Here is a 23,807-nt window from a genome sequence, read left to right on the forward strand (position 1 = left end):
ATGCACCTGCACCCCGATTCTCACAGCTGCGGTGCGCACGGCTCGAGCCCCGGCGGCCTCGATCCTCATCGCTGCGGTGGTGACAGCTCCAGCAGCACCTTGGCCGAGCGGGAGGCGTCCTTCGCGGTCGCGAACGCCTCGGTGGCCTCGGAGCCCGGGAGCATCTGGGTGATCACCGCGTCGAACCGTTCGTCGGCGGCCAGCAGCTCGATGGCCTCGTCGATCTCCGTGTCGAAGCGCTGGGTCCCGCGCAGCTGGACCTCCTTGGCGACCAGGCGGGCGAGGTTCACCGGGATCTCGGTGTCCGGCAGGATCGCGACCTGCACGATGATCCCGGCCGGTCGCACGGCGCGCACGCCGGAGGACAGCGAGGCCGGCGCCGAGGAGCATTCGAGCACGACGTCGTAGGTGTCGTCGGCCGGGGCCTCGTCGGTCACCTGAATCGTCCTCGAGGCTCCGAGGGCCGCCGCGCGCTCGAGCGGCTCGGGGCGCACGTCGGTCACATCGACCGAGTCGGCCCCGCGGTGCAGCAGGGCGGAGACGGCCAGCAGACCGATCGGCCCTGCTCCCAGGACCAGGCACTTCTTCCCGGTGACGTCACCGGCGATGGTGACGGCGTGGAGGGAGACAGCGAAGGGCTCCGCCAGGGTCGCCCGACGCAGCGGCAGGTTCTCCGGCAGTGGACGCAGGTTCCCGCGATCGATGACGAGGTACTCGGCGGCGGCGCCCTGGCGGTGAGGGAACACGCTGGCGCTGCCGAGGTAGTCACCGTGCGGCCACAGATGGGGGCGGTCCTCCAGGCCCGGCTGGCTGGTGCCGTACCGGGCCGGGTGCACGGTCACCGGAGTGCCGGGCGCGTACTCACCGGTGGGGTCCAGATCCACGACGGCCGACAGCTCGTGGCCCGGGATCAGCGGCTCGCGGATGACGAACGCACCGTTGGCGCCGTGGAAGTAGTAGTGCAGGTCGGAGCCGCAGATGCCGACGTAGGCGACCCGCAGGCGCACCTCGCCCTCGCCCGGCTCGACGTCGGGGACGTCCTGCCAGCGGATGTCGCCTGCGGCATGGATGGTCAGGGCCTTCACGGGCGGTTCTCCTTCGAGGGGGCGGACGTCAGGGACGCGGACAGGGCCTCGCCGGCCGCGGCGCGCGGGCCCGACCGGACGATGGTGGTCAGCAGGTGGCCGACGGTCTCGACGAACTCCTCATGCTCGGCCAGCTGCGCGGAGAGGCATCCGCTCTCCAGCAGCACCCGGGCGTGCTCCGCCGGGGTCGCGGCCGAGGCTGCGACCTCCTGCAGTCGCTGCTGGGCAGGATCGCTCATCGCCCGGGCCTGCTCACCGGGCTCGATGCCGCGCGGCGGGATCACGCACGCGAACCAGGCCGCGACCGTCAGGGCCAGCAGGGCCGGCATGTCGCCGCGCTCGAGGTGGAACAGGGCCGGGACCGGGACACGCTGCGGCAGGCGCATCGACCCGTCGGACCCCACTTGGCGGGTGCGGTGGCCCAGGTCGTGGTTGCGCCAGCGGTGCTGCAGGTCAGCGATGTATTCGTCGACGTCGAAACCTGCGGGGAGGTCGATCGTGGGCACGTTCTCGCGCTCGATGAGGGCGAGGGTGGCCTCGGCGATCCAGTCCTGCTCGAAGGCCTCGGGAATCGTGCCACGATCGTCCAGAGCGCCGAGGTAGGCGATCAGCGAGTGCGGCCCGTTGAGGATGCGCAGCTTGACCTGCTCGTACTTCTCGACCTCGTCGGACATGATGGCGCCGCCGCGCTCCCAGGCCGGCCGGCCGGCGGGGAAGTCGTCCTCGATCACCCACATGGAGAACTGCTCGGCCCGCACCGGTGCGGCGTCCCGGACGCCCAGCAGCTCGGCGACCTGGTCGGACGTCTCGGGCGTGGTGGCGGGCACGATGCGGTCCACCATGGCGTCGGGGAAGGCGACCTGGTCGCGCACGTAGGTCAGCACGTCGTCCTCGGCCCCCGAGTGCTCGAGGAACTCGGTGACCATCCGGCGCGCGGTCTGCCCGGCGGCGGAGACGTTGTCGCAGGGCAGCACGGTGAACGGTTCGCCGCTGCGGGCGCGAACGGTGAGGCCGCGGGCGAGCAGTCCGATCACGGTGCGGGGCGCGGAGGGATCGGCGAGGTCCGCCCGCAGCGGCTCGGCGTCGACGTCGAGGTGACCGGTGCGCGGGGAGACGTAGTAGCCGCCCTCGGAGACGGTCAGCGTGAGGATCCGGCGATGGGCGTCGGCGACCTCCCGGATCACGGCCTGCGGATCCTCGGCCATCACCCCGACGCCGCGGTGGACGTCGACGACGTCGGCCCGGGTGCCGCTCTCGGAGAGCTCGAGAACGCTGTAGAGGCCGTCCTGCCTGCTCATCGCGTCGACGACGGAGCGGGAGCGGTTGGCGAAACCGATGATGCCCCAGTCGCCCTCCTCGGCCGCGAGCGCTCGCGCAGTGTGCACAGCCGCGTGGGCGCGGTGGAAGGCGCCGAGGCCCAGGTGGATGATGCCGGCGCGGGAGGGGTCCGACGGGGCGGCGGCCCCGAGGCGGGGCAGTCCGCCGGAGCGGGCCCTGTCGAGACGAGGGACGTCCCCGGAGGTGGACACGGGAGCCTCCTGGTTGGTGCGTGGTCACGCTGTCTGCGTGACGCCGGAACACGACCCGGGGGACTGCCCGGCGCAAAGCGTTCCACAACGCGGAACGGATGTTTCGATCAGCATATCAAGAGGTCGAGGCGTCGGTCGTGCCGACGGGGAGGCGCCGAGGCCGATCTTGACAGTCCTTAAGTAAGAGTTGCAGACTAAGCGGTCGAAGCGCTTCGACGAAACGCTTCGACGAAGCGCTTCGATGCGTTGACACAGCAGTCGCCGCACAGCGCGACCCACGACGAGGAGGACGCGGGATGGCCACGATGAGCGAGGTCGCACGCCATGCCGGCGTCGCCCTGAGCACCGTGTCCTACATGCTCTCGGGGGACCGGCCCGTGTCCCCGGCGACCAAGGAACGCATCGAGCAGGCCATGACCGAGCTCGGCTACCGGCCGAACGCGATCGCTCGCAGCCTGGCCAGCCGGCGCACCCGGATCCTCGCCCTGCACCTGCCCGAGCTCGACTTCACCGCCGGCGAGACCGTCTTCGAGATCGTCCGCGGTGCCTACGATCGGGCGTCCGAACTGGGATACCTGCTCTCGGTGTGGCCGATCGATGTCGACCGCGCTCCCGAGGAGCTCATCGACCTCGTCGGCCAGGGGCACGCCGACGGCGTCCTGCTGGTCGAGGTCGGTATCGAGGACCGCAGGATCGATGCCCTGTCGGAAGCCGACGTGCCCTTCCTGTCCATCGGCCGTACCGGCGACACCTCTCGCCTGCCCTACGTCGACATCGACTTCGAGGCCACGGTCCGCGAGGCCCTGGACGAGCTGATCGAGCTCGGCCACCGCGACGTGGCGCTGCTGGGCCGCTCGAGCGCCCTCGAGGCCGACGGCTACGCCCCCGCGGTGCGCTCCCACGAATCCTTCGCCCGGATCGCCGGCGAGCGCGGCATCCGCCACCGGGAGTACACGGTCGAGGCCTCTCCCCAGGCCGGTCGCGCCCTGGCGAGAGACCTGTTCAGCGGGGAGGACCGCCCCGATGCCGTGATCGCCCTGAACGACCTCGCCGTCGTCGGGCTCGTCAACGAGCTCGCGCTCATGGGCGTCGAGCTGCCCCGCGACCTCTCCGTGGTCACCGTCGTCTCCAGCCGCCGCACCGGATCGATGACCACGCCGACGCTCGCCGGCTGGCAGGGTCCCGGCGAGGAGATGGGCCGCCGGGCGGTCGACGGTCTGCTCGCGCGGCTGGACGACCCGGAATCCGCCCCCAGCCAGGTCCTCGTGACCTGCACCCGATACCACGGCGACTCCGTCAGCGATCGCCGCGATCCCACCAGCATTCCGATCCCCGGCACCGGGTCCCGCGATCCGCGGCGTCCGTCGGACAGCAGCTGACAGCCCGTCCCTCACAAGGAAGTAGGAACCATGAAGCGCAGAGATTTCACCACCCTCGCCGCGGCCACGACGCTCGGGGCCGCCGCCGTCCCCACGCTCAGTGCGTGCGGCTCCGGCGGCGGGTCCGGTGACGGCACGTCCCTGGTCATCTGGCATTACGAGAACGAGGACTCCGCCATGGGCCAGGCCTGGGCCCGGGCGCAGGAGATCTTCGAGGAGAAGCACCCCGAGGTCACCGTCACCGTCGAGAAGCAGACCTTCGAGCAGCTCCAGAAGAACGCCAAGATCGTGCTGACCGGCAACGACGTCCCGGACCTGATGGAGTACAACAAGGGCAACTCCACCGCCGGCCAGCTCGCCTCGCAGGGGCTGCTCGAGCCGCTGACCGAGGTCGCCGACGAGAACGGCTGGGGGGACAAGCTCTCCGAGAGCCTGCAGGCCACCTCGCGGTACGACGAGTCCGGGCTGATGGGCTCGGGCGACTGGTTCGGCCTGCCCAACTACGGCGAGTACGTCTACGTCTTCTACAACAAGCGGATGTTCGACGAAGCCGGCGTCTCCGTCCCCACCACGCTCGAGGAGTTCGAGGAGGTCCTGCAGACCTTCGTCGACCAGGGCACCGTCCCCCTCGCCGAAGCGGGCGCCGAGTACCCGGCCGGGCAGCTGTGGTACCAGCTGGTGCTCGCCCACGGTGACCGCAGCTTCGTGGACGCCTATCAGCTGTTCGACGGCGAGGTCGATTTCGCCGGGGATCCGATCATGGCCGGCGCCCAGCGTTTCGCCGACTGGGTCGAGAAGGGCTACATCTCCGCGGACTCCGCCGGGCTGACCGCCGAGGACATGGGCACCGCCTTCATCTCGGGCACCTACCCGATCATGTTCTCCGGCTCCTGGTGGTTCGGGCGCCTGGTGGCAGAGATGTCCGACGACTGGGGGCAGTTCCTCTTCCCCGGCACGGACCTGACCATCGGCTCCTCCGGCAACCTCTGGGTCGTGCCCACCAATGCCGCCAACAAGGACCTGGCCTACGAGTTCATGGAGATCACCATGACCCAGGAGGTCCAGGACCTGCTCGGCCAGAAGGGCGGCCTGCCCGTCGCCGGGGACACCTCCACGATCGAGGACGAGAAGACCAAGGAGATGACCGAGAACTTCACCGAGGTCATCGACGCCGACGGTCTTGCCTTCTACCCGGACTGGCCGGTGGCCGGCTTCTACGACCAGGTCGTCAGTGCGATGCAGTCGTTGATCAACGGCTCGAAGTCCCCTGCGGACGCCATGGCAGAGCTCGGCGAGAGCTACTCCACCGGGCGCGCCGACCTCACCGGCGAGTAAGAGCACCAGCTGGACCACCCCGGGGCGGGCCGCCGCGAGCGGTCCGCCCCACCCCTCTGAGGAGAGCACATGACCACGACCGATGCCGCGCCGACCGCGGTGACGCCGGCCCCGCGGCGCAGGCGGAGCAGGAACAGCCGGGCCGGGTACTGGCCCTACATGCTGCCCGGCCTGATCTCCTTCCTCGTCGTCATCCTCGTCCCCTTCGTGCTGAACATCTGGTACAGCCTGCACAGCTGGAAGGGCGGGCTCGCGCCCAAGCGCTGGAACGGGCTGGAGAACTACACCGCGCTGCTGGCCGACGAGGCCTTCTGGCTCTCCTTCCGCAACTCGATCTCGATGATCGCGGCCATGGTCGTGGTGCCGACCCTCATCGGGCTGCTGCTGGCCGCCATGCTGTTCGACTACGTCGCCAAGCACTGGAACAGCCAGACCGCCGCGTTCCTGCGCGCCACGTACTACATGCCCCAGATCCTGCCGATCTCGGTCGCCGGCATCGTGTGGAACTGGATCCTCAACAGCCAGACGGGCGCCGTGAACACGATGCTCGAAGGGCTGGGCATCGCCGACCCACCCAACTGGCTCGGCGACCCCTCGCTCGCGCTGCCCTCGGTGATGCTGGTGCTGATCTGGATCCAGATCGGCTACCCCACCGTGATCTTCATGTCCGCCCTGCAGCGCGTCGAGCCCGAGCTGTACGAGGCGGCCGAGCTCGACGGAGCGGGCTGGTTCGCCAGGTTCCGCGCCATCACCGTCCCACAGATCTCCCCGGAGACCTTCGTGATCGTGCTGACCTGCACGATCGCAGCGCTGAAGGTCTTCGCGCCGATCTACGTGCTCACGCGCGGCGGCCCGGAGAGCTCCACTCTCGTGCCCTCGTACTACTCGTACCTGAACTTCTTCGACACCTCGCGGGTCGGATACGGGGCGGCGGTCGCGACCGTGCTGACCCTGATCATCGTCGTCATCGCCGGTGGCATCCAGGTGCTGCAGAACCGCAGTGCCCGCAAAGACCAGGAGGGCCGCTGACATGGCCGCAGACATGACTGCTTCCGCCCCCGCCCCCGGGGCCGCTGCGCCCGAGGGCGCCGGAGCCCCGACCGGCCCGGCGACCCCGTCGCCGCGTCGTCGACGGGACCGCCACCACCGCGGGTGGGCCCGCTGGGTGGTGCTGGCCCTCGCCCTCGCGATGGCCGTGTTCATGGTGGCCCCGTTCCTGCTGATGCTGCTGAACGCCTTCAAGTCCCCGGCGGACTACTCCGCCGGCGGGCCCCTGTCCCTGCCCCGCGGCCTCTACCTCGACGGGCTCACCGCGTTCTGGGAGCGGGTGAACTTCCCGGTCAAGCTGTGGAACTCGCTGTGGACCTCCGCCCTGGTCTCCGTCTTCGCCGTGCTGCTGTCCCTGCTGAACGCCTATGCGCTCGGCGTCGGGAAGGTCACGGGGCGCCTGTGGCTCGTCGGCCTCTTCCTGATGGCCAACATGCTGCCGCAGGAAGTGCTGATCTACCCGCTGTTCGACATGGCACGCATGGTCGGGCTGACGGACAACCCCTGGTCGATCGTCATCATCTTCACCGTCGTCCAGTCGGCGTTCGGGACCTACCTGCTCGCCTCCGTGCTCGGCACCTTCCCGCCCGCGCTGCTGGAGGCGGCGCAGCTGGACGGTGCCACTCGCTGGCAGATCCTGTGGCGGATCGTGTACCCGGTGGTGCGCCCGACCATGGCCGTGCTGATGATCTTCTTCTTCATCTGGACGTGGAACGAGTTCTTCATCCCGCTGGTCATGCTCACCAGCAACGACAACCAGACGGTGCCCATCGCGCTGTCGTCGCTGCAGGGCGACCGCATGCTCGACGTGCCGACGCTGAACGCGGGAGCCCTGCTCTCGCTGCTGCCCACCTTCATCTTCTTCCTGATCTTCCAGCGCACCCTGACCCGTGGTGTCACGGCCGGGGCCGTGAAGTGACATCACAGGACGTGACGCCACAGGACGTGACGCCACAGGACGTGGCGCCGCAGGACTCTTCCCCGACCCCGCGAAAGGAACGCTGACCATGCGCTTCACCAACGGATACTGGCTCGACCGCGAAGGCTTCACCGTCCAGCGCGGACGGCAGGTCCACGACCTCCAGGTCGATGCCGAGCAGTCAGAGGTGCGCGCCTACGCCCCGGTCCGGCCCGTGCACACCCGCGGGGACACCCTGAACAACCCGCAGCTGACCGTCACCTACCAGGCCGTCGCCGACGGCGTGATCCGGGTGCGCGTCCAGAATCATCGCGGGGTGCGCATTCCCGAGCCGCGCTTCGAGATCGCCGCGGATGCGCAGTACCGCGGCGTGATCACCGAGGGCGCCGACGGGGCCGTCTCGCTCGCCGCCGGCGACCTCGAGCTGCGGATCGCCCGGGGGGATGAGTGGAAGGCGGACTTCGTCTCGGCCGGACGCGAGCTGACCAGCTCCCTGGAACGGTCGATCGCGCACGTCATCGCGCCCGACGGGAAGCGGTACATGCACGAGCAGCTCACGCTCCGACCGGGGGAGAGCATCTACGGGCTCGGTGAACGCTTCGGCGCCTTCGTGAAGAACGGCCAGAGCGTCGACATCTGGAACGAGGACGGCGGGACCACCTCGGAGCAGGCGTACAAGAACGTGCCGCTGTACCTCAGCTCGCGGGGGTACGGCGTGTTCGTCGAGGACACCGGCGGGGTGTCCTTCGAGGTCGGCTCGGAGATGACCACCCGCGTGCAGTTCTCCGTCGAGGGTCAGTCCCTGACCTACCTGCTGATCGACGGCCCCACGCCGAAGGACGTGCTGCGCCGCTACACCGGCCTGACGGGCCGGCCGCCGCTGGTGCCGGAATGGTCGTACGGACTGTGGCTGTCGACGTCGTTCACCACCGACTACGACGAAGCCACCGTCATGTCCTTCATCGACGGCATGGAGCAGCGCGGGATCCCGCTGTCCGTCTTCCACTTCGACTGCTTCTGGATGCGCGGCTTCACCTGGAGCGACTTCATCTGGGATCCGGCCACGTTCCCGGATCCCGAGGGCATGATCCGGCGCCTGCACGAGCGCGGGCTGAAGGTCTGCGTGTGGATCAATCCCTATATCGCCCAGAAGTCCTATCTGTTCGACGAGGGCATGGAGCACGGCTACCTCGTGCGCACCACCTCCGGCGACGTGTGGCAGACCGACCTGTGGCAGGCGGGGATGGCGCTGGTGGACTTCACCAACCCCGAGGCCGTGCGCTGGTACCGCGGCAAGCTCGAGGCCCTGCTGGACATGGGCGTGGACTGCTTCAAGACCGACTTCGGTGAACGCATCCCGGTGCGGGACATCTCCTGGCACGACGGGGCCGATCCGGAGAAGATGCACAACTACTACACGCACCTGTTCAACCGCACCGTGTTCGACCTGCTCGTTCAGCGGCGCGGGGAGGGTGACGCCGTGCTGTTCGCCCGCTCCGCGACGGCCGGCGGCCAGCAGTACCCGGTCCACTGGGGCGGGGACAACGACTCCTCGCTGCCCTCGATGGGCGAGACCCTGCGCGGCGGGCTGTCGCTGGCGCTCTCCGGCTTCGGGTACTGGAGCCACGACATCGGAGGCTTCGAGGGCAACCCGGACCCGCTGGTGTTCAAGCGCTGGCTGGCCTTCGGCCTGCTCTCGTCCCACTCGCGCCTGCACGGCTCCAGCTCGTACCGGGTGCCGTGGGCGTTCGACGACGAGGCCGTGGCCGTGGCGCGCCGTTTCACCGTGCTCAAGCAGCAGCTGGTGCCGTACCTCCAGGACATGGCGCGGCAGGCGCACGAGCACGGCACCCCGCTGCTGCGCCCGATGGTGCTCGAGTTCCCCGAGGACCGCACCTGCCACGCCATCGACACCCAGTACATGCTGGGCGATTCCCTGCTGGTGGCGCCGGTGTTCGACCCGCAGGGCGAGGTGGAGTTCTACCTCCCCGAGGGGCGCTGGACCTCCGTGTTCGACGGCACCGTCGAGACCGGAGGGCGCTGGCTGCGCCAGAGGCACGGCGTCATGACGCTGCCGCTGTACGTCCGCGACGGAGAAGATCTGGGGCTCGACATCGCCGCCATCGACGGCTGAGTCCCCGGCCGGTCGAGCCCAGGCCGGCCATCCCGGGCCCCGCCACGACCGTCGGCCGTGGCGGGGGCCGGGGCAGCGATGGGGAAGCCCGCGGGTTCCGCGGCAGCCATGACGAGCCGGCCGCCGCATCCACGATCGGATGCAGCGGCCGGCTCGTCGTCTCCGACGGCTGGCGCCGGATAGGGGTGCTACTTGCTGAAGCCCGCGGTCAGGCCGCTGATCAGCTGTCGGCGGCCGACGATGTACAGCGCCAGGATCGGCAGCGCGGAGAGGATCACGGCGGCCAGCACGGCCGGGATGTTCTGGGTGAACTCGCCCTGGTAGGCCCACAGCGACAGGGGCAGCACGCGCTGCTCCGAGCTCTGGGTGAGCACCAGGGGGAAGAGGAACCCGTTCCACACCTGCAGCGCGTCGTAGATGCCGACGGTGACGATCGCGGGCCTCGCCAGCGGGATCACCAGCGAGCGGAACATCTGCCAGTCGCTCGCCCCGTCGACCGTCATGGACTCGTACAGCTCCTTGGGGACGTCCCGCAGGAAGTTCGTCAGGATCAGCACGGTGATCGGGATGGCGAAGGCGATCGAGGGCAGGATCAGCGCCCACAGGGTGTCGTAGAGGCCCAGCTCCACGATCAGGTAGTAGATCGGGATGATCGTGGCCTGCAGGGGGATGGCGATGCCCAGCAGGAACAGGCGCTGGCTGAACCGGGCCAGCCGGGTGCGGCTGCGCACGATCACGTAGCTGGCCAGCAGCGAGGACACCACCACGGCGACCACGGTGAGCGCCGTGACGAACACCGAGTTCGCGAAGTAGCGCAGGAAGTCGTTCTCCAGCACGTACCGATACGGCTCGAACGTGAAGTTCAGCGGCAGCGACAGCGGGTTGGACGAGTAGTAGTCCGACTGCGGCCGCACGCTGGTGACCACGATGTAGTAGATCGGGACCAGGATGACCAGCAGCCACAGGAAGGCGAGGACGCCGCCGATGACGTTGGGGGAGCGGTGACCGCTCGTGGTCGAGATGCTCATCAGGCGCCCTCCATCTGGCTTTCCATGCGGTCGGCTCCCGAGATCCGGTTCAGGGTGAGCGACAGCAGCAGGCCCACCACCACGAGGATCACGGCGATCACGCTGGCGGGGCCCATCTGATAGGACCGGAAACCGGTCAGGTACATATCCAGCGGCAGGATCCGGGTGGCATTGCCGGGGCCGCCCTGGGTCAGGATGAACACCAGATCGAAGTAGGTCAGCGACCCCACCAGCATCAGGGTGGAGCTGGTGACGATGGTGTACTTCAGCTGCGGCAGGGTGACGTTGAAGAACTGTCGCACCCGGCCGGCCCCGTCCAGCGTCGCCGCCTCGTACATGGAGGCGGGGATCTGCCGCACACCCGCCTGGTAGAGCAGGGAGTGGAACGGGACGAAGGACCACGAGATCACCATGATCACCGTGTAGAACGCCAGGTTGGGCGAGCCCAGCCAGTCCTGGCCGAGCCAGTCGAGACCGAAGGCGCGGGAGAGCCCGAAGTTCGGGTCCAGCAGCGCCCCGAAGGTGATCCCGATGGCCGCGGCGGAGAACAGCAGCGGCAGGAAGTACAGCACGGAGAAGGCCTCGCGGTACCGCTGATGACCGGCCATGAACGTGCCCAGCAGCAGGCTCAGCGGGAACTGCACCACGTAGCTCAGCGCCGTCAGCAGGAACGTCAGCTTCATGGCGTTCAGCGTGACCGGGTCCTGGAAGACGGTGAACCAGGCGCTGAGGCCGGCGAACTGCGGCGTGCCCAGCCCGTCCCACGCGAAGAAGGACAGCACGACCACGCCCGCCAGCGGCAGCAGCGCGAAGATGCCGAAGAAGCTCAGCGCCGGCAGCAGCAGCCAGTTGCTGGGGCCGGTCCGGTAGCCCGTGCGGGCCCGGTCGCCGGTTCCGCGGGGGCTGTCGATACCGCCACGGGATCCGTCCCGGGAGCCTGCAGCGTCCTCCCGGGACGGGTCCACACCGGCCGCGCCGGCGGCGGACGGATGCGTGGGGGACTGCGCCGAGGTCATGAGTCGATGGTCGCGTTCATGTTGGCGACGAAGTCCGCGGGCTCGATCTCCCCCAGGAAGATCTGGGAGAGGTTGGTCAGCAGCTCCTGGGCCGGGGCCGGGGGCAGCGCCTGGTCCCAGGACAGCTGGAAGTGGGGAGCGTTCAGGACCATGTCGTAGGCGAAGGTCAGGAAGTCCTCGTCGTCCAGACCCTTGAGCTTCTCCTCCAGCCCGGCCACGGCGGGGATGGCGCCGATGGACAGGAAGTCATCGACCATGTCGTCGTTGAGGTTGTACTCGTTGAGGTACTGGATCGCGAGCTCCTGGGTCTCCTCGTCGGCGTCGGCCGAGACGGACCAGTAGTTGGCGGGGTTGCCGACCACGTTGGCCGGGTCGCCCTCGCCGCCCTCGACCTCGGGGAAGTTGAGGAAGCCCAGCTTGCCGTCGGCGACGAACTCGGGGGCGTCCTGCTTGAAGGTGCCGTACACCCAGCTGCCCTGGAGCAGCATCGCGGCCTGCCCGGTGTGCACGAGCGCGGCATCGGCACCCGCATCGGCCGTGACCGACCCGAAGCCGGAGCCGAAGGCGCCGGCGTCGACCAGCTCGACGATGGACTCCAGGGCGGAGGTGATGGCCGGCTCGGACCAGGCCTCCGGTTCGCCTTCCAGCACCTTCTGGAAGGCGCCCTCGCCGCCGATGCGGTCGGTGAGGTACTGGATGTACATCAGCTCCGGCCACACGCTCTGCCCGGCCAGGGACAGCGGGGTGACGCCGGCGGCGGAGAAGGTGTCGATGGCGGACATCAGCTCGTCCCACGTGGTGGGCGGGGTGACGCCGTGCTGCTCGAACAGTTCGGTGTTGTAGTACAGGATCACCGGCTGGGTGTCGTTGTTGGGCACTCCGTACTGCTTGTCCTCGATCTTGCCGACATCGGCGATCGAGGGGATGGTGCGGCCCAGCACGTCGTCCACCTTGCCGGTGAGGTCGACGACGGACTCGTTGTCGACGTAATCGGCCAGGGTGCCGCCGGCCCAGTTGAACACCAGGGTGGGGGCGTTGCCGGAGCCGATCGCGGTGCGGATCTTCTCCTTGTAGGCATCGTTGGCGAAGAACTGCACGGCGAACTCGTTGTCGGGGTTCGCTTCGTTCCAGGCGTCGAAGGAGGCCTGGTAGGTGTCCTGCTTGGCGCCTGTGAGGGCCCAGACGGACAGGCTCGACGGGGAGCCGGCCCCTCCCGAGGGCTGGGCGCCGCCGCCGCAGGCGCTGAGGGTGGCGAGGGCAGGGACGGAGATCCCGAGGCCGGCGAGAGTCGCGCGGCGGGTGACAGGCTTCATTGCTGTACTCCAGTTCGCAGGTCCGGCAACAGTGCCGAAAGCTTTCGGAAAGTGCGAGTGCAGTGTCAAGGTAGCCCGCGCGATCCAGAGTGGTCAAGCCCAGGTCATGGTCCGATGCCCGTTCGAAACTCTCCCCGCGACAAGAACTGCCCGGACCAGCACATGCGGAGTCGGAAGGGCGCTGGTCGGCTCCTCATCGTGGCCTGGCGCGAGTGCGTGGAAGGGAGCGTGTGGAGGGGCGTCTTCCGGGGCATGCAGCGCCCGGCCGGCGTGCAGCGTCCGGCCGGTGTGCAGCGCCCCGCGCGGCATACAGCGCCCGGCCGGTGTGCAGCGTCTCCGCCATCGTGAGGGCGTGTCGAGCGGGGTGTGGCACGAAGGTGTAGCTGAGCGGACCGAGACCCCTCTCAGAGCAGGGCAGATGCCACACAGCTACAGGTTCGTGCCATCGCCCCCTCCGCTCGCAGGCCCCGCGCGCCCCGCCCGGGGACAGACGAGAGCCCGGCGACCACGAGGTCACCGGGCTCTCGGGGAGCAGGGCAGGCTCAGGCGGTGGGTGCCGAGGCCAGCACCCGCGCCTGGTTCTGGGCCTTCACGGCGAGTTCGACCGCCTTGAAGGCGTGGTCCTGGGTCATGGCGTTGTCCGTACGGTTGAGCACGTCGAGGATGAGCTCGCCGAAGTAGGGGAAGCCCACCTGGCCGTTGGCCTCGATGCGGTGCTCGCCCTTGCCGTCGACGAGGATGACCTGGCCGCCACCGTTGTCGGTGGTGACGTCGAGGTACTTGCGCAGCTCGATGTAGCCCTCGGTGCCCAGGATGAACGTCCGGCCGTCGCCCCAGGTGCGCAGCCCGTCGGGCGTGAACCAGTCCACGCGCACGTACCCGGAGGCGCCGCTGGACAGGGCGATGTGGGCGTCGCCGAAGTCGTCGAGCTCGGGGTGGTCGGGGTGGCCGAAGTTGCCGATCGAGCTGGAGAGGATCTCGGCGTCGTCGGAGCCGGTGAAGGTGAGCATCTGCTCGAAGTTGTGGCTGCCGATGTCGGTGAGGATGCCGCCGTAGCGGGCGCGCTCGAAGAACCAGTCGGGCCGGGAGGCGGGGTCACCGAGACGGTGCGGGCCCATGCCCATCACCTGGATGACGTCGCCGATGGCGCCACGCTCGATGTACTGGCCGGCGAGCACGGCGGCCTCGACGTGGATCCGCTCGGAGTAGTAGACCGCGTACTTCTTCCCGGTGCGCTGGGTGGCCTCGCGCGCCTTCGCGAGCTGGTCGAGCGTGGTCAGCGGGGCCTTGTCGGTGAAGTAGTCCTTCCCCGCCTCCATCACGCGGATGCCCAGGGCCGCGCGGTCGGAGGTGACCGCGGCGGCCGCGACCAGGTGGACCTCCTCGTCGGCGAGGACCTCTTCCTCGCTCTCGGCGATTCTCACCTGCGGGAACTTCTCCTGGAACGCCTGGGCGCGCTCGGGCTGGGGATCGTAGACCCACTTCAGGGTGCCCCCGGCCCCGAGCAGGCCCTGGGTCATGCCGCCGATGTGGCCGTGGTCGAGGTGCATCGCGGCGAAGACGAACTCGCCGGGCTCGACGACCGGGCTGGGCATCTCGGCGGGGGCGTAGTCGGCTCCTTCGGAGGCGGCCATGGGAGGGGTCCTTTCGACGAACGGTCTGGGTGGTCTGGGACGGGGAGTCGGACGGGAGGGGCGCGGGCAGGCTCAGGACGCCGCCGCGGCACCGGCCGGGTCCGTCCCGCCGACGGTGATGCCGCCGTCCTGGGAGGCGACCGAGGCGGTCTTCTCGAAGAAGTGCGGTGCCCTGGCCTCCAGGGTGCCGGCGCGGTAGTAGGGGTCATCGGCCGGGATCGGCAGGTCGATGGTGCGGCGCTCGATGGCCGCCGCGTAGATCGCCGTGACCAGTTCCAGGGCCCGTCGGCCGTCCTCGCCGGTGATCAGCGGGTCCCGGCCCTCCCTGATCGCGGCGATAACGTCGCGCAGTTGGCCGGCGTGGCCGGTGTGCTCCAGTTTCGGCAGTGCCGCGTTGAAGGATTCGAGGTCGGCGACCAGCGAGCTGTTGCCCTCGGGGGTCGGGAACCCGTTGGGCTGAGGGGTCTCGGCGACCACGGCCCAGGGCTGGGAGACGCGGGCGTGCTCGCCCTGGATCACGATCTCCTGCTGCTGGCCGTGGTGGACGACGGAGCTGGTCAGCTCCGCCAGGCCGCGCTCGTACTGCAGGATCGCCACCCCGAGATCCTCGACCTCGGCGTTGTGGTGCTGAGCGTTGGTCATCATCGCCGCGACCGCCTGCGGCCGGCCCAGCAGCCACAGAGCGATGTCGATGTGGTGGATGGCGTGGTTCAGTGTGCAGCCGCCGCCCTCGGAGGCCCAGGTGCCGCGCCACCACAGGTCGTAGTAGGACAGCCCGCGCCACCATTCCGAGGCGATGCGGGTGTGGGAGATCGATCCGAGCTTGCCCGAGTCCAGGACGGCCTTGAGCCCCATCATCTCGTCGCGGAATCGGTTCTGCGCGATCACCGAGAGGATCTTCCCGCTGGAGCGCTGCGCCTCGATCATGGCGTCGCAGTCCTCGAGCGAGGGGGCCATCGGCTTCTCGACGATCACGTTGATGCCGGCCTCCAGCGCCTTGACCGCGACCGGGCGGTGGGCCGACGGGGGCGTGGTGACGCTGACCAGGTCGAGATCCTCGGCCTCGAACATCGCGTCGGTGTCCGCGTACGAGCGGGCCTCCGTCAGGCCGAACGCCTCACGCTTGGCGTCGGCCCGCTCGAGCGTCAGGTCGGCCAGGGCGACGATGCGCACCTCGTCGGACGCCTCCAGGTAGGCACCGAGATGGGCGTCGGAGATGTTGCCGGTACCGATGACAGCGACGTTGAGCATGAGGCGGAGAGCCTTTCCGGCGGTGGGGCGGGCGAACGGTGAGCGATGGAGAGTGGGCGATTGGTGGGGGTCAGTGAGGGTGAGAGGTGGCTCGGAGTCTGGGCCGGGCTTGTACGACGTGCCCTGCCAGCAGCGCCGTGCTGCGGCATCGGGCGGGTCGCGCCATTGCAGCGCCGCACCTGGCTCCGGTAAGCCGTTTCCAGAAGTGTCCTGCATCACCACGGCCGTAGCAGTCGCGTGCAGGATGTTGCCACGGCATGCGGTGTGTCGTACCAGCCCGAGCGGTGCAGCCTCGAGCGGTTCAGCCCGAACGGGCCGCCGAGCGTCCCCGCTCGGACGGCACCGCTCGGACGGCACGGCTCGGACGGCACCAGGTCAGGCGGGCGTCTGCAGATCCTGGAGGCCGACCGCGTCGGGACGCTCGCACGTGCTGGTGATCTCGGTCCTGCGCCCGCTGGTCGAGGACTCCAGCACGGCGTTCATGACCTCGAGGACGTGCTGGCCCAGCTCTCCGCTCGCGCGCAGGGCTGCTCCGCGCTCGGCCATGTCGGCCAGTCCGATGCCGCGGGAGGCGCCGACGTATCCGGCCGACTCCGGCAGCGTCTCCCAGCCGTCCCCGCCGAGCGGGTGCACGGAGACCTCGCCCTCGAAGCGGTTGGGATCGGGCACGGCGAGGCTGCCTCCGGTGCCGTGGATCTCGATCGGGCGGGACGCGGTCGCAACCGCGTCGAAGCTCATCACCAGCGTCGACAGCGCGCCGGATGCGTGGACGAGCACACCGGTGACATGGGTGTCGGTGGTGACCGGGATGCTCTCGCCCTGGCGGGGACCGGAGCCGATCGTGCGCTCCGGGCGCAGCCGGCTGCTCGCCCCGATCACCGCGTCGATCGGTCCCAGCAGCGTGACCAGGGCGTGGATGTAGTACGGCCCCATGTCCAGCAGCGGGCCGCCGCCGGGTACGTAGTAGAAGTCCGGCTGCGGATGCCAGCGCTCATGGCCCGGGGTGAGCATGGTCGCCGTCGCGGCGATCGGGGTGCCGATGAGGCCGTCGTCGATCGCGGCGCGGGCGGTCTGGGTGCCGGTGCCCAGCACCGTGTCCGGCGCGCTGCCGACGACGACCCCGGCCCCGCGGGCGGCCTCGAGGACCGCCCGCCCCTCCTCGGTGGTGACCGCGAACGGCTTCTCGGAGTAGACGTTCTTGCCGGCGGCGATGACGCGCAGATCGACATCGGCGTGGGCGGCGGGGATCGTCAGGTTCAGGACCGTGTCGACATCGGGATCGGCGATCAGCTCGTCGACTCCCAGCGCCCGCACTCCCTCCCGGCCCTCCGCTGCGGCCTGCGCGCGCTCGGGGTCGAGGTCGGCGACGGCGACCAGTTCGACCCCCGGCAGGGCGTCGAGGGTGGCCAGGTACTGCCGAGAGATCACGCCGCAGCCGATCATGCCGATCCGCATCGGCTCCCGGTCGCCGCCGACCGCCCCGGCCGGAACCGAGGTGGTCTCCTGATCGTTCAGCGTGCTGCCCACAGCAGGCCCCTCTCGACGATGGTGCGCACGTTCGGATCCTCGAGCACCTCGACCCGGTGACCGGGCGTGGAGACGAAGATGCGCCCCTGACCCCACTGCCGTGTCCAGATCGCCGGGGACGTCACCGGGCGGTGCCACGGATCCCATTCGCGCACCTTCTGCGTGGTGGTGGCGAGCACGTCGATGTAGTCGTCCGAGAGCACCCAGTACTGCTCGGTGACCAGGTCGAAGTCCTCGATGCCCCGGGTGATGGGATGCTCGGCGGCCTCGGGCAGCATGTTCACGGTGTAGGGCACGTAGTTGTCGGACTGCTCGCCGGTGCGCTCGTCGGGATGCTTGCCGGGATGGCAGCCGAACTGGCCGCCGATCAGCGTGAGGTAGTCGGAGTTGCTGCGGTAGCTGTCGGCGATGCCGCCGTGCCAGCCGGCCAGCCCGGTGCCGGCCTCGACGGCCGCGCGCAGGCCCTCGAACTCCTCCTTCTCGATGGTGGACATCGTGTTGCACTGGAGGATCAGATCCACCGTGGCCATGTACTCCGCGTCGGCATAGACGGCCGGGGAGCCCTCGATGCGGACGTCGAAGCCGTTCTCCCGCAGGAAAGGGATGAACAGGTCGGTGGTCTCGACGGGCTGGTGGCCGTCCCAGCCGCCGCGGACGACGAGCGCCCTGCGGGCGCCGGGATCCTGGCCTTCGTCGACGAAGATGCTGGTCGAGGAGGTGGGGTGGTCGGTCATCGGGTGTTCTCCTGAGTGTCGATCCGCTGCCAGCTGCTGCCGTGGTCCGAGCTGGACTCGACGGCCGCGAGGACGCGCTGGACCTGCAGCGCCTCCTCGAAGGACGGGGAGGGCTCGGTGCCCTCGCCGATCGCGCGCACGAGGTCCGCGATCTCGTGGGTGAAGGTGTGCTCGTAGCCGAGGCCGTGCCCGGTGGGCCACCAGGCCTCGGCGTAGGGGTGCTCGGGCTCGGTGGTGAGGATGCGGGTGAAGCCCTGCCGCCCCTCCGGTGCGGTGGCGTCGTAGAACTGCAGCTCGTTCATCCGCTCGAAGTCGAAGGACAGGGAGCCCTTCGAGCCGTTGATCTCCAGGCGCATCGCGTTCTTGCGGCCCTGCGCCATCCGGGTGGCTTCGAAGGAGCCCAGCGTGCCGTTCGCGAAGCGGGCGGTGAAGAGTGCGACGTCGTCGACCGTGACCTGCTGGCGCTCGCCGGAGGTGTCGCCGCGGCCGCCGAGTCCCTCCGCGGTCCCTGCCGCGGGCCGGGTCGGAACTATCGTCTCCAGCGTGCCGGAGACCTCCGCGATGTGCTGGCCGGAGACCCATTGGGCGAGATCGATGACGTGGGCGCCGATGTCGCCGAGGGCCCCAGAGCCCGCCTTGTCCTTGTCCAGACGCCATGTCATGGGGGCGTCGGCGTCGGAGAGCCAGTCCTGGAGGTAGTTGGCCCGGATCTGGCGGATCTCGCCGACCGCGCCGTCCGCCACCAGGCGGCGGGCGTAGGCGAGCGCGGGGGTGCGGCGGTAGCTGAACCCGCACATCGTCAGTGATCCGGCCTCGCGCGCCTGCTGCGCGGCCCGGGCCATCTGCTCGGATTCCTCCACCGAGTTGGCCAGCGGCTTCTCGCACAGCACGTGCTTGCCCGCGGCCAGCGCCGCCGTGGCGATCTCGAGGTGGGTATCGCCCGGCGTGCAGATGTCGATCAGATCGATCTGGGGATCCTCGACCAGGTCCTGCCAGCGCGTGGTGGCGGAGGCGAAGCCGTAGCGCTCGGCGGCCGCGCGCACGGAGCTGTCCGTGCGGCCCGCGATGGAGTGCAGAACCGGCGTCAGCGGCAGGTCGAAGAAGCGATGCGCGGTGCGCCAGGCATGGGAATGGGCGGCCCCCATGAAGCCGTAGCCGACCATGCCGACGTGCAGCGGTCGGATATCTTGATGCGGCGATGTCACGGGCTGTCTCACGGCTCCTCGGGAAAAGTTTCGGGACGACGGGGGGGCGCTGCTCCCGACGCGGCGGTCGATCCCCACCGGCACGGCGTCCATGCCGAAAAAGTCCGTTGGCCAGTGATGACGCGGGAGGCCGTGGAGCGCCGGGGCCGGGGAGCGTCCGTCGGGAACCGCTTGCACCCTATCGCGCCGCCGGTGTTGACCGGCAAGCGGACGCTCATCTAGTCTCGGCACCACCGAAAGTGGCCGAAAACTTGCTAAACGAGACCGAACCCCGAGTGGCCGACGCCGATGCGTGCCCTCGTCGGCAGTGCGAAGGAGCACCCCATGACCGTTCCCGCGTGGACAGACCCCTCGGTGGGCACCGAGCAGCGCGTCGAGGCGCTGCTGGCCGACCTCACCCTGGAGGAGAAGGTCGCTCAGCTGGGCAGCTACTGGAAGCGGCCGGAGATCGGTGACGCGGAGGGCTTCGCCCCCATGCAGTCCACCTTCGACGAGGGCCGCGATCCCTTCGAGGAGGCGGCGCGCAACGGTCTCGGGCACATCACCCGTCCCTTCGGCAGCGCCCCGATGACTGCGCAGGAAGGTGTCGAGAACCTGCGCCGCATGCAGGCCACCGTCACCGAGAACTCCCCGCACGGGATCCCGGCGATCGCACACGAGGAATGCCTGACCGGGCTGATGGCGCACGAGGCCACCACCTATCCCGCCGCCATCGCCTGGGGTGCGAGCTTCGACCCGGAGCTGATCGGCGAGATGTCCCGTCGCATCGGCGCGGACATGCGGGCACTGGGAACCCATGTCGGCCTCGCGCCCGTCCTCGACATCGTGCGCGACTACCGCTGGGGCCGCATCGAGGAGACCATGGGGGAGGACCCGTACCTCACCGGCATGCTGGCCACCGAGTACGTGAGGGGTCTGCAGGATTCCGGCGTGATCGCCACGCTGAAGCACTTCGCCGGCCATGCCGCCTCGCGCGCCGGCCGCAACCACGCCCCGGTCTCCATCGGCCGCCGCGAGTTCCACGAGATCGACCTGGTCCCCTTCGAGATGGCCGTGCGCCGGGGAGAGGTCGGCGCGGTGATGAACTCCTACGCCGACGTCGACGGCATCGCCCCCGCGGCCAGCCACTGGCTGATGACCGAGCTGCTGCGCGAGACGTGGGGCTTCGAGGGCACCGTGGTCTCCGACTACTGGGCCGTGAACTTCCTGCAGTCCATGCACCGGGTCGTGGAGACCACGCGCGAGGCCGCCGTGACCACGCTCCGCGCCGGTATGGACGTCGAGCTGCCCGAGACCAACACCTTCCCGCTGCTGCTGGAGGCCATCGAGGACGGGGACCTCGACGTCGAGGTGCTGGACACCGCGGTGCGGCGCGTGCTGCGCCAAAAGGTGGAGCTGGGCCTGCTGGATCCGGGCTTCGACCCCGCCACGACCGGCGAGGCCATCGACCTGGACCCGGCCGAGAACCGCGAGGTCGCGCGCCGGCTGGCCGAGGAGTCCATCGTCCTGCTGCGCAACGACGCCGCGACCCTGCCGCTGGCGGCCCCGGGCCGGATCGCCCTGATAGGCCCCAGCGCCGTCGAGCCGCGCAGCTTCCTGGGCTGCTACAGCTTCACCAACCACGTCCTCTCCCGCCTCGAGGACAACGGCACCGCCGTCCCCGTTCCGTCGCTCGCCGAGGCGATGACCGCCGAGTTCCCCGGCTCCACGGTCACCACCGTCGCGGGCACGGACTTCACCGGTACCGGCACCGCCGGGATCGCCGAGGCCGTCACGGCGGCCGAGGCCGCCGACGTCGCGGTCCTCGCCGTCGGCGACATCGCCGGACTCTTCGGAGCCGGCACCTCGGGCGAGGGCTGCGACGTCGCGGACCTCCAGCTGCCCGGCGCCCAGCACGAGCTGGTCGAAGCCGTCCTGGCCACCGGCACCCCGGTGGTACTGGTGATGGTCACCGGTCGTCCCTACGCGCTCGGCGCCTACGTCGACCGCTGCGCCGCCATCGTGCAGGCATTCATGCCCGGCGAGGAGGGCGGCAGCGCGATCGCCGGCGTCCTCTCCGGTCGCGTGAACCCCTCGGGCCGCCTGCCCATCGGCATCCCCGGCGGCATGGGCGGCCAGCCCGGCACCTATCTGGCCCCGGTGCTGGCGTGGGTCAGCGACGGCATCTCCAACATCGATCCCAAGCCGCTGTTCCCCTTCGGCCACGGTCTCGGCTACTCCCGCTTCGAGTACTCGGACCTGGAGGTCTCGGCCACCGAGGTCGCGCCCGACGGCGCCGTCGAGGTCTCGGCAGTGGTGACCAACGTGGGCGAGCGCGAGGGCAAGGAGGTCGTCCAGCTCTACCTCAGCGACCCCGTCGCCTCGGTGGTGCGCCCCCTGAAGCGGCTCGTCGGCTTCACCAAGGTCGCTCTCGCCCCGGGGGAGAGCGCCCGGGTCACCTTCGATCTGCACATGGACCGCGCCGCCTTCCTCGGAGAGGACTACCGGCGCATCGTCGAGCCCGGCGAGCTTCGGGTGCGCGTGGGCGCCTCGAGCGAGGACACCGCGCACGAGGCCTCTTTCCGAGTCGTCGGCGAGGTGCGTGAGGTCGGCGACGGCGACCGGGTGCTCGTCACGCCGGCGACGGTCGTGCCGGTCGGCCGCGAGATGCCGAGTGCACTGGCCGGCGTGGCGGCTTCCCCGCCGGCCGAGTGATGGCGACCTCGTCGGCTCCGACGGGACGTCTCGAACCCGTGGAACTGCGTCTGGTCGATGCCAGCGGCGCTCCGCTGAAGCATGTGACCGCCACGGTCGAGCAGACCCGGCATGCCTTCGGATTCGGGTGCACGGCCTTCGACCTGCCCGAGCCCGGCGCCCCGGATGACCTGGCGTCCCTGTGGCACGGTCTCTTCAACTCCGCCACCCTGCCTTTCTACTGGCGCTGGTTCGAGCCGTCCCCGGGGCGCCCCGGCACTGCTCGCCTGCGGCGCCTCGCCGAGCAGCTGCGGAGTCGTGGGGTCCGTATAAAGGGACACCCGCTCGTGTGGCACACGCTCGCCCCGCAGTGGCTGCTGGACCGGCGCGATGAGGACGTGGAGCAGGCCATCCGAGCTCGTGTCACCCGAGAGGTGAACGACTTCGCCGGCCTCGTCGACCAGTGGGATGCGATCAACGAGACGGTGATCCTGCCCGTCTTCGAGGCCGAACCCAATGCGATCTCCCGACTGGCCAGGGCTCGTGGACGAATGCACGTGATCCGGCTGGCCTTCGAGACAGCCCGAGCCACCGATCCGGACGTACGTCTCGTGCTGAACGACTTCGACCTCTCCACGGACTACGAGGACGTGATCGAGGAATGCCTGGAGGCCGGGATCCGCATCGATGCGATCGGCCTGCAGACCCACATGCACCAGGGGTATCGGGGCGAGGAGCAGATCTCCGCGGTCATCGACCGCTTCTCCCGCTTCGGCCTGCCGATCCAGATGACCGAGACCACTCTGGTCTCGGGCGACCTGATGCCGTCCCACATCGGGGATCTCAACGACTACGTCGTCGACTCCTGGCCCTCGACCCCCGAGGGAGAGGAGCGGCAGGCCGACGAGCTCGTGCGGCACTACCGCACGGTGCTCTCCCACGACACGGTCGAGTCGCTGACCTATTGGGGTCTGGACGACGCCACCGCTTGGCTCGGCGCGCCCGCCGGCCTGGTCCGGCCCGACGGCACCCCCAAACCGGGGTATCACGCACTGCGTGCGCTGATCGGCACGGACTGGTGGCTGGAGTGCGAGGAACGGCGGACGGACGACGACGGCGTCCTGCGCTTCCGAGGGTTCGCCGGTGACTACTCGGTGAGTATCGCCGGTGCGTCGGTCTGTGTGACGGTGCCGCGAGGCGGCATCGTCACACAGCGGGAGTTGATGCGGACTCCGCTTCCGGGCTGACGAATCGCTCCCGGATCACGTGGGCGACCGGCTGCTGCGACCACCAGAGCGCGAAGGTCAGCAGCGGTGCGGCGAGGAGGACCGTGAGGACGCCGGCGACGTGGACGATACCCAGCGTGACGATCCCGAGGCAGACCAGCGACACGGTGGGTCGCGGCATGGTCACCGAGGTGTGGAACGACAGCCGCACGAGGTCGGGCAGCCGGAAGCTGAAACCGGAGGCGATGGTCAGCGCGCGCACCGACACCACCAGCACCAGGGCCCCGATCACCACGAACGCGAGGTTCAGGCCCTGCGTCCCGACGGCGTACCCGTGGCTGAGGTTCGTGGCCAGCACGCCCAGGACGACGGCGGCCGGAACGGCGACCTTGAGACTGTCCACGACGGTGGCGCGATAGCCGTGCAGGAAGCGGGCGGCAGGGACCGGTTCGGGATCCTGGGCGCGAGCGCGCCAGGCATGAAGCGCCGCGGTCACCGCGGGAGCGAGCGGCACCGCAGCGATCGTCTGGACGAACGCCGTGGACGGAGCATCGCCGAGGAGCATCCACGCCAGCAGTGTCGGGGACGAGCCGAGGGCGAGCAGCACGCCGATGACCAGGAACCAGTATGTTCCCTCCGTCAGAGCGATGAACAGGCTGCGGGATGCGGGCGAGGGCGTCATTGCTCCCCTTTCGGGCCGGCGCGGACGGATGCTGAGAGCCATGGCCATCATGTCCCGAGCGGCCGAAACTTTCGACAGTAGGCGAGAGGT

Annotated in this window: 18 protein-coding genes; 7 read left to right on the top strand and 11 right to left on the bottom strand. The window is 69.7% G+C overall.

Annotation, left to right across the window (positions count from 1 at the left end; genetic code table 11):
- Nucleotides 1–65: 65 nt before the first annotated feature.
- Together ACFQRD_RS15955 and ACFQRD_RS15960 are read right to left on the bottom strand one after the other, a co-directional pair.
- Nucleotides 66–1,085: an L-idonate 5-dehydrogenase gene (locus tag ACFQRD_RS15955; protein WP_377018646.1), complete on the bottom strand. Its 1,020-nt coding sequence runs from the start codon at nt 1,083–1,085 to the stop codon at nt 66–68.
- Nucleotides 1,082–2,614: a mannitol dehydrogenase family protein gene (locus ACFQRD_RS15960; RefSeq protein ID WP_377804758.1), complete on the bottom strand. Its 1,533-nt coding sequence runs from the start codon at nt 2,612–2,614 to the stop codon at nt 1,082–1,084. The genes ACFQRD_RS15955 and ACFQRD_RS15960 overlap by 4 nt, the downstream gene beginning before the upstream one ends.
- A 296-nt stretch (nt 2,615–2,910) precedes the next feature.
- On the opposite strand from ACFQRD_RS15960, the gene ACFQRD_RS15965 reads away from it, so the two are divergent.
- The 5 genes from ACFQRD_RS15965 to yicI all read left to right on the top strand — a co-directional run bounded on the left by ACFQRD_RS15965 (nt 2,911) and on the right by yicI (nt 9,428).
- Entirely contained in the window at nt 2,911–3,993 is a 1,083-nt protein-coding gene (locus tag ACFQRD_RS15965) for a LacI family DNA-binding transcriptional regulator (protein WP_377018648.1), read from the top strand.
- 30 nt (nt 3,994–4,023) lie between these two features.
- The gene (locus tag ACFQRD_RS15970) at nt 4,024–5,328 is read left to right on the top strand and encodes an ABC transporter substrate-binding protein (protein WP_377018649.1); all 1,305 of its coding nucleotides are present in this window, start codon (nt 4,024–4,026) and stop codon (nt 5,326–5,328) included.
- A gap of 69 nt (nt 5,329–5,397) precedes the next feature.
- The gene (locus ACFQRD_RS15975) at nt 5,398–6,357 is read left to right on the top strand and encodes a carbohydrate ABC transporter permease (RefSeq protein ID WP_377018650.1); all 960 of its coding nucleotides are present in this window, start codon (nt 5,398–5,400) and stop codon (nt 6,355–6,357) included.
- Nucleotide 6,358: 1 nt separating this feature from the next.
- Nucleotides 6,359–7,294: a carbohydrate ABC transporter permease gene (locus ACFQRD_RS15980; RefSeq protein WP_377018652.1), complete on the top strand. Its 936-nt coding sequence runs from the start codon at nt 6,359–6,361 to the stop codon at nt 7,292–7,294.
- Between the two features lie 88 nt (nt 7,295–7,382).
- On the top strand, nt 7,383–9,428 hold the full coding sequence (gene yicI, locus ACFQRD_RS15985; RefSeq protein WP_377018653.1) for an alpha-xylosidase: 2,046 nt from the start codon (nt 7,383–7,385) through the stop codon (nt 9,426–9,428).
- 188 nt (nt 9,429–9,616) lie between these two features.
- On the opposite strand, the gene ACFQRD_RS15990 is transcribed toward yicI, so the two are convergent.
- The 8 genes from ACFQRD_RS15990 to ACFQRD_RS16025 form a co-directional block, all read right to left on the bottom strand.
- Nucleotides 9,617–10,456, bottom strand: coding sequence for a carbohydrate ABC transporter permease (locus ACFQRD_RS15990; protein WP_377018655.1), 840 nt, complete (start codon nt 10,454–10,456; stop codon nt 9,617–9,619).
- Nucleotides 10,456–11,472 (bottom strand): carbohydrate ABC transporter permease, encoded by a 1,017-nt coding sequence (locus ACFQRD_RS15995; RefSeq protein ID WP_377018656.1) that lies wholly within the window; start codon nt 11,470–11,472, stop codon nt 10,456–10,458. Before ACFQRD_RS15995 ends, ACFQRD_RS15990 begins: the two co-directional genes overlap by 1 nt.
- The gene (locus ACFQRD_RS16000; protein WP_377018657.1) at nt 11,469–12,785 is read right to left on the bottom strand and encodes an extracellular solute-binding protein; all 1,317 of its coding nucleotides are present in this window, start codon (nt 12,783–12,785) and stop codon (nt 11,469–11,471) included. The genes ACFQRD_RS15995 and ACFQRD_RS16000 overlap by 4 nt, the downstream gene beginning before the upstream one ends.
- A gap of 542 nt (nt 12,786–13,327) precedes the next feature.
- Nucleotides 13,328–14,419 (bottom strand): Gfo/Idh/MocA family protein, encoded by a 1,092-nt coding sequence (locus ACFQRD_RS16005; protein ID WP_377018658.1) that lies wholly within the window; start codon nt 14,417–14,419, stop codon nt 13,328–13,330.
- Between the two features lie 72 nt (nt 14,420–14,491).
- A complete protein-coding gene (locus ACFQRD_RS16010) occupies nt 14,492–15,670 on the bottom strand; it encodes a Gfo/Idh/MocA family protein (protein ID WP_377018659.1) in 1,179 nt (392 codons plus the stop codon).
- A 375-nt stretch (nt 15,671–16,045) separates the two neighbouring features.
- Complete coding sequence (locus tag ACFQRD_RS16015; protein ID WP_377018995.1) at nt 16,046–17,125, bottom strand: Gfo/Idh/MocA family protein; 1,080 nt, start codon at nt 17,123–17,125, stop codon at nt 16,046–16,048.
- Between the two features lie 56 nt (nt 17,126–17,181).
- Nucleotides 17,182–17,931, bottom strand: coding sequence for a ThuA domain-containing protein (locus tag ACFQRD_RS16020; RefSeq protein WP_377018660.1), 750 nt, complete (start codon nt 17,929–17,931; stop codon nt 17,182–17,184).
- Nucleotides 17,928–19,094: a Gfo/Idh/MocA family protein gene (locus ACFQRD_RS16025; protein ID WP_377018996.1), complete on the bottom strand. Its 1,167-nt coding sequence runs from the start codon at nt 19,092–19,094 to the stop codon at nt 17,928–17,930. The genes ACFQRD_RS16020 and ACFQRD_RS16025 overlap by 4 nt, the downstream gene beginning before the upstream one ends.
- Before the next feature lie 366 nt (nt 19,095–19,460).
- On the opposite strand from ACFQRD_RS16025, the gene ACFQRD_RS16030 reads away from it, so the two are divergent.
- Both ACFQRD_RS16030 and ACFQRD_RS16035 read left to right on the top strand, forming a co-directional pair.
- Nucleotides 19,461–21,830: a glycoside hydrolase family 3 N-terminal domain-containing protein gene (locus ACFQRD_RS16030; protein ID WP_377018661.1), complete on the top strand. Its 2,370-nt coding sequence runs from the start codon at nt 19,461–19,463 to the stop codon at nt 21,828–21,830.
- A 38-nt stretch (nt 21,831–21,868) separates the two neighbouring features.
- Nucleotides 21,869–23,056 (top strand): endo-1,4-beta-xylanase, encoded by a 1,188-nt coding sequence (locus tag ACFQRD_RS16035; protein ID WP_377018662.1) that lies wholly within the window; start codon nt 21,869–21,871, stop codon nt 23,054–23,056.
- On the opposite strand, the gene ACFQRD_RS16040 is transcribed toward ACFQRD_RS16035, so the two are convergent.
- Complete coding sequence (locus ACFQRD_RS16040; protein ID WP_377018663.1) at nt 23,016–23,717, bottom strand: hypothetical protein; 702 nt, start codon at nt 23,715–23,717, stop codon at nt 23,016–23,018. The two genes, ACFQRD_RS16035 and ACFQRD_RS16040, sit on opposite strands and share 41 nt — an antisense overlap.
- Nucleotides 23,718–23,807 lie beyond the last annotated feature (90 nt).

Source organism: Brachybacterium sp. GCM10030268 (assembly GCF_042666305.1).
GTDB lineage: Bacteria > Actinomycetota > Actinomycetes > Actinomycetales > Dermabacteraceae > Brachybacterium.

Coding starts and splice junctions, on each gene's coding strand:
- ACFQRD_RS15965 (WP_377018648.1), top strand. CDS start 2,911: ATGGCCACGATGAGCGAGGTCGCACGCCATGCCGGCGTCGCCCTGAGC.
- ACFQRD_RS15970 (WP_377018649.1), top strand. CDS start 4,024: ATGAAGCGCAGAGATTTCACCACCCTCGCCGCGGCCACGACGCTCGGG.
- ACFQRD_RS15975 (WP_377018650.1), top strand. CDS start 5,398: ATGACCACGACCGATGCCGCGCCGACCGCGGTGACGCCGGCCCCGCGG.
- ACFQRD_RS15980 (WP_377018652.1), top strand. CDS start 6,359: ATGGCCGCAGACATGACTGCTTCCGCCCCCGCCCCCGGGGCCGCTGCG.
- yicI (WP_377018653.1), top strand. CDS start 7,383: ATGCGCTTCACCAACGGATACTGGCTCGACCGCGAAGGCTTCACCGTC.
- ACFQRD_RS15990 (WP_377018655.1), bottom strand. CDS start 10,456: ATGAGCATCTCGACCACGAGCGGTCACCGCTCCCCCAACGTCATCGGC.
- ACFQRD_RS15995 (WP_377018656.1), bottom strand. CDS start 11,472: ATGACCTCGGCGCAGTCCCCCACGCATCCGTCCGCCGCCGGCGCGGCC.
- ACFQRD_RS16000 (WP_377018657.1), bottom strand. CDS start 12,785: ATGAAGCCTGTCACCCGCCGCGCGACTCTCGCCGGCCTCGGGATCTCC.
- ACFQRD_RS16005 (WP_377018658.1), bottom strand. CDS start 14,419: ATGGCCGCCTCCGAAGGAGCCGACTACGCCCCCGCCGAGATGCCCAGC.
- ACFQRD_RS16010 (WP_377018659.1), bottom strand. CDS start 15,670: ATGCTCAACGTCGCTGTCATCGGTACCGGCAACATCTCCGACGCCCAT.
- ACFQRD_RS16015 (WP_377018995.1), bottom strand. CDS start 17,125: ATGCGGATCGGCATGATCGGCTGCGGCGTGATCTCTCGGCAGTACCTG.
- ACFQRD_RS16020 (WP_377018660.1), bottom strand. CDS start 17,931: ATGACCGACCACCCCACCTCCTCGACCAGCATCTTCGTCGACGAAGGC.
- ACFQRD_RS16025 (WP_377018996.1), bottom strand. CDS start 19,094: ATGGTCGGCTACGGCTTCATGGGGGCCGCCCATTCCCATGCCTGGCGC.
- ACFQRD_RS16030 (WP_377018661.1), top strand. CDS start 19,461: ATGACCGTTCCCGCGTGGACAGACCCCTCGGTGGGCACCGAGCAGCGC.
- ACFQRD_RS16040 (WP_377018663.1), bottom strand. CDS start 23,717: ATGACGCCCTCGCCCGCATCCCGCAGCCTGTTCATCGCTCTGACGGAG.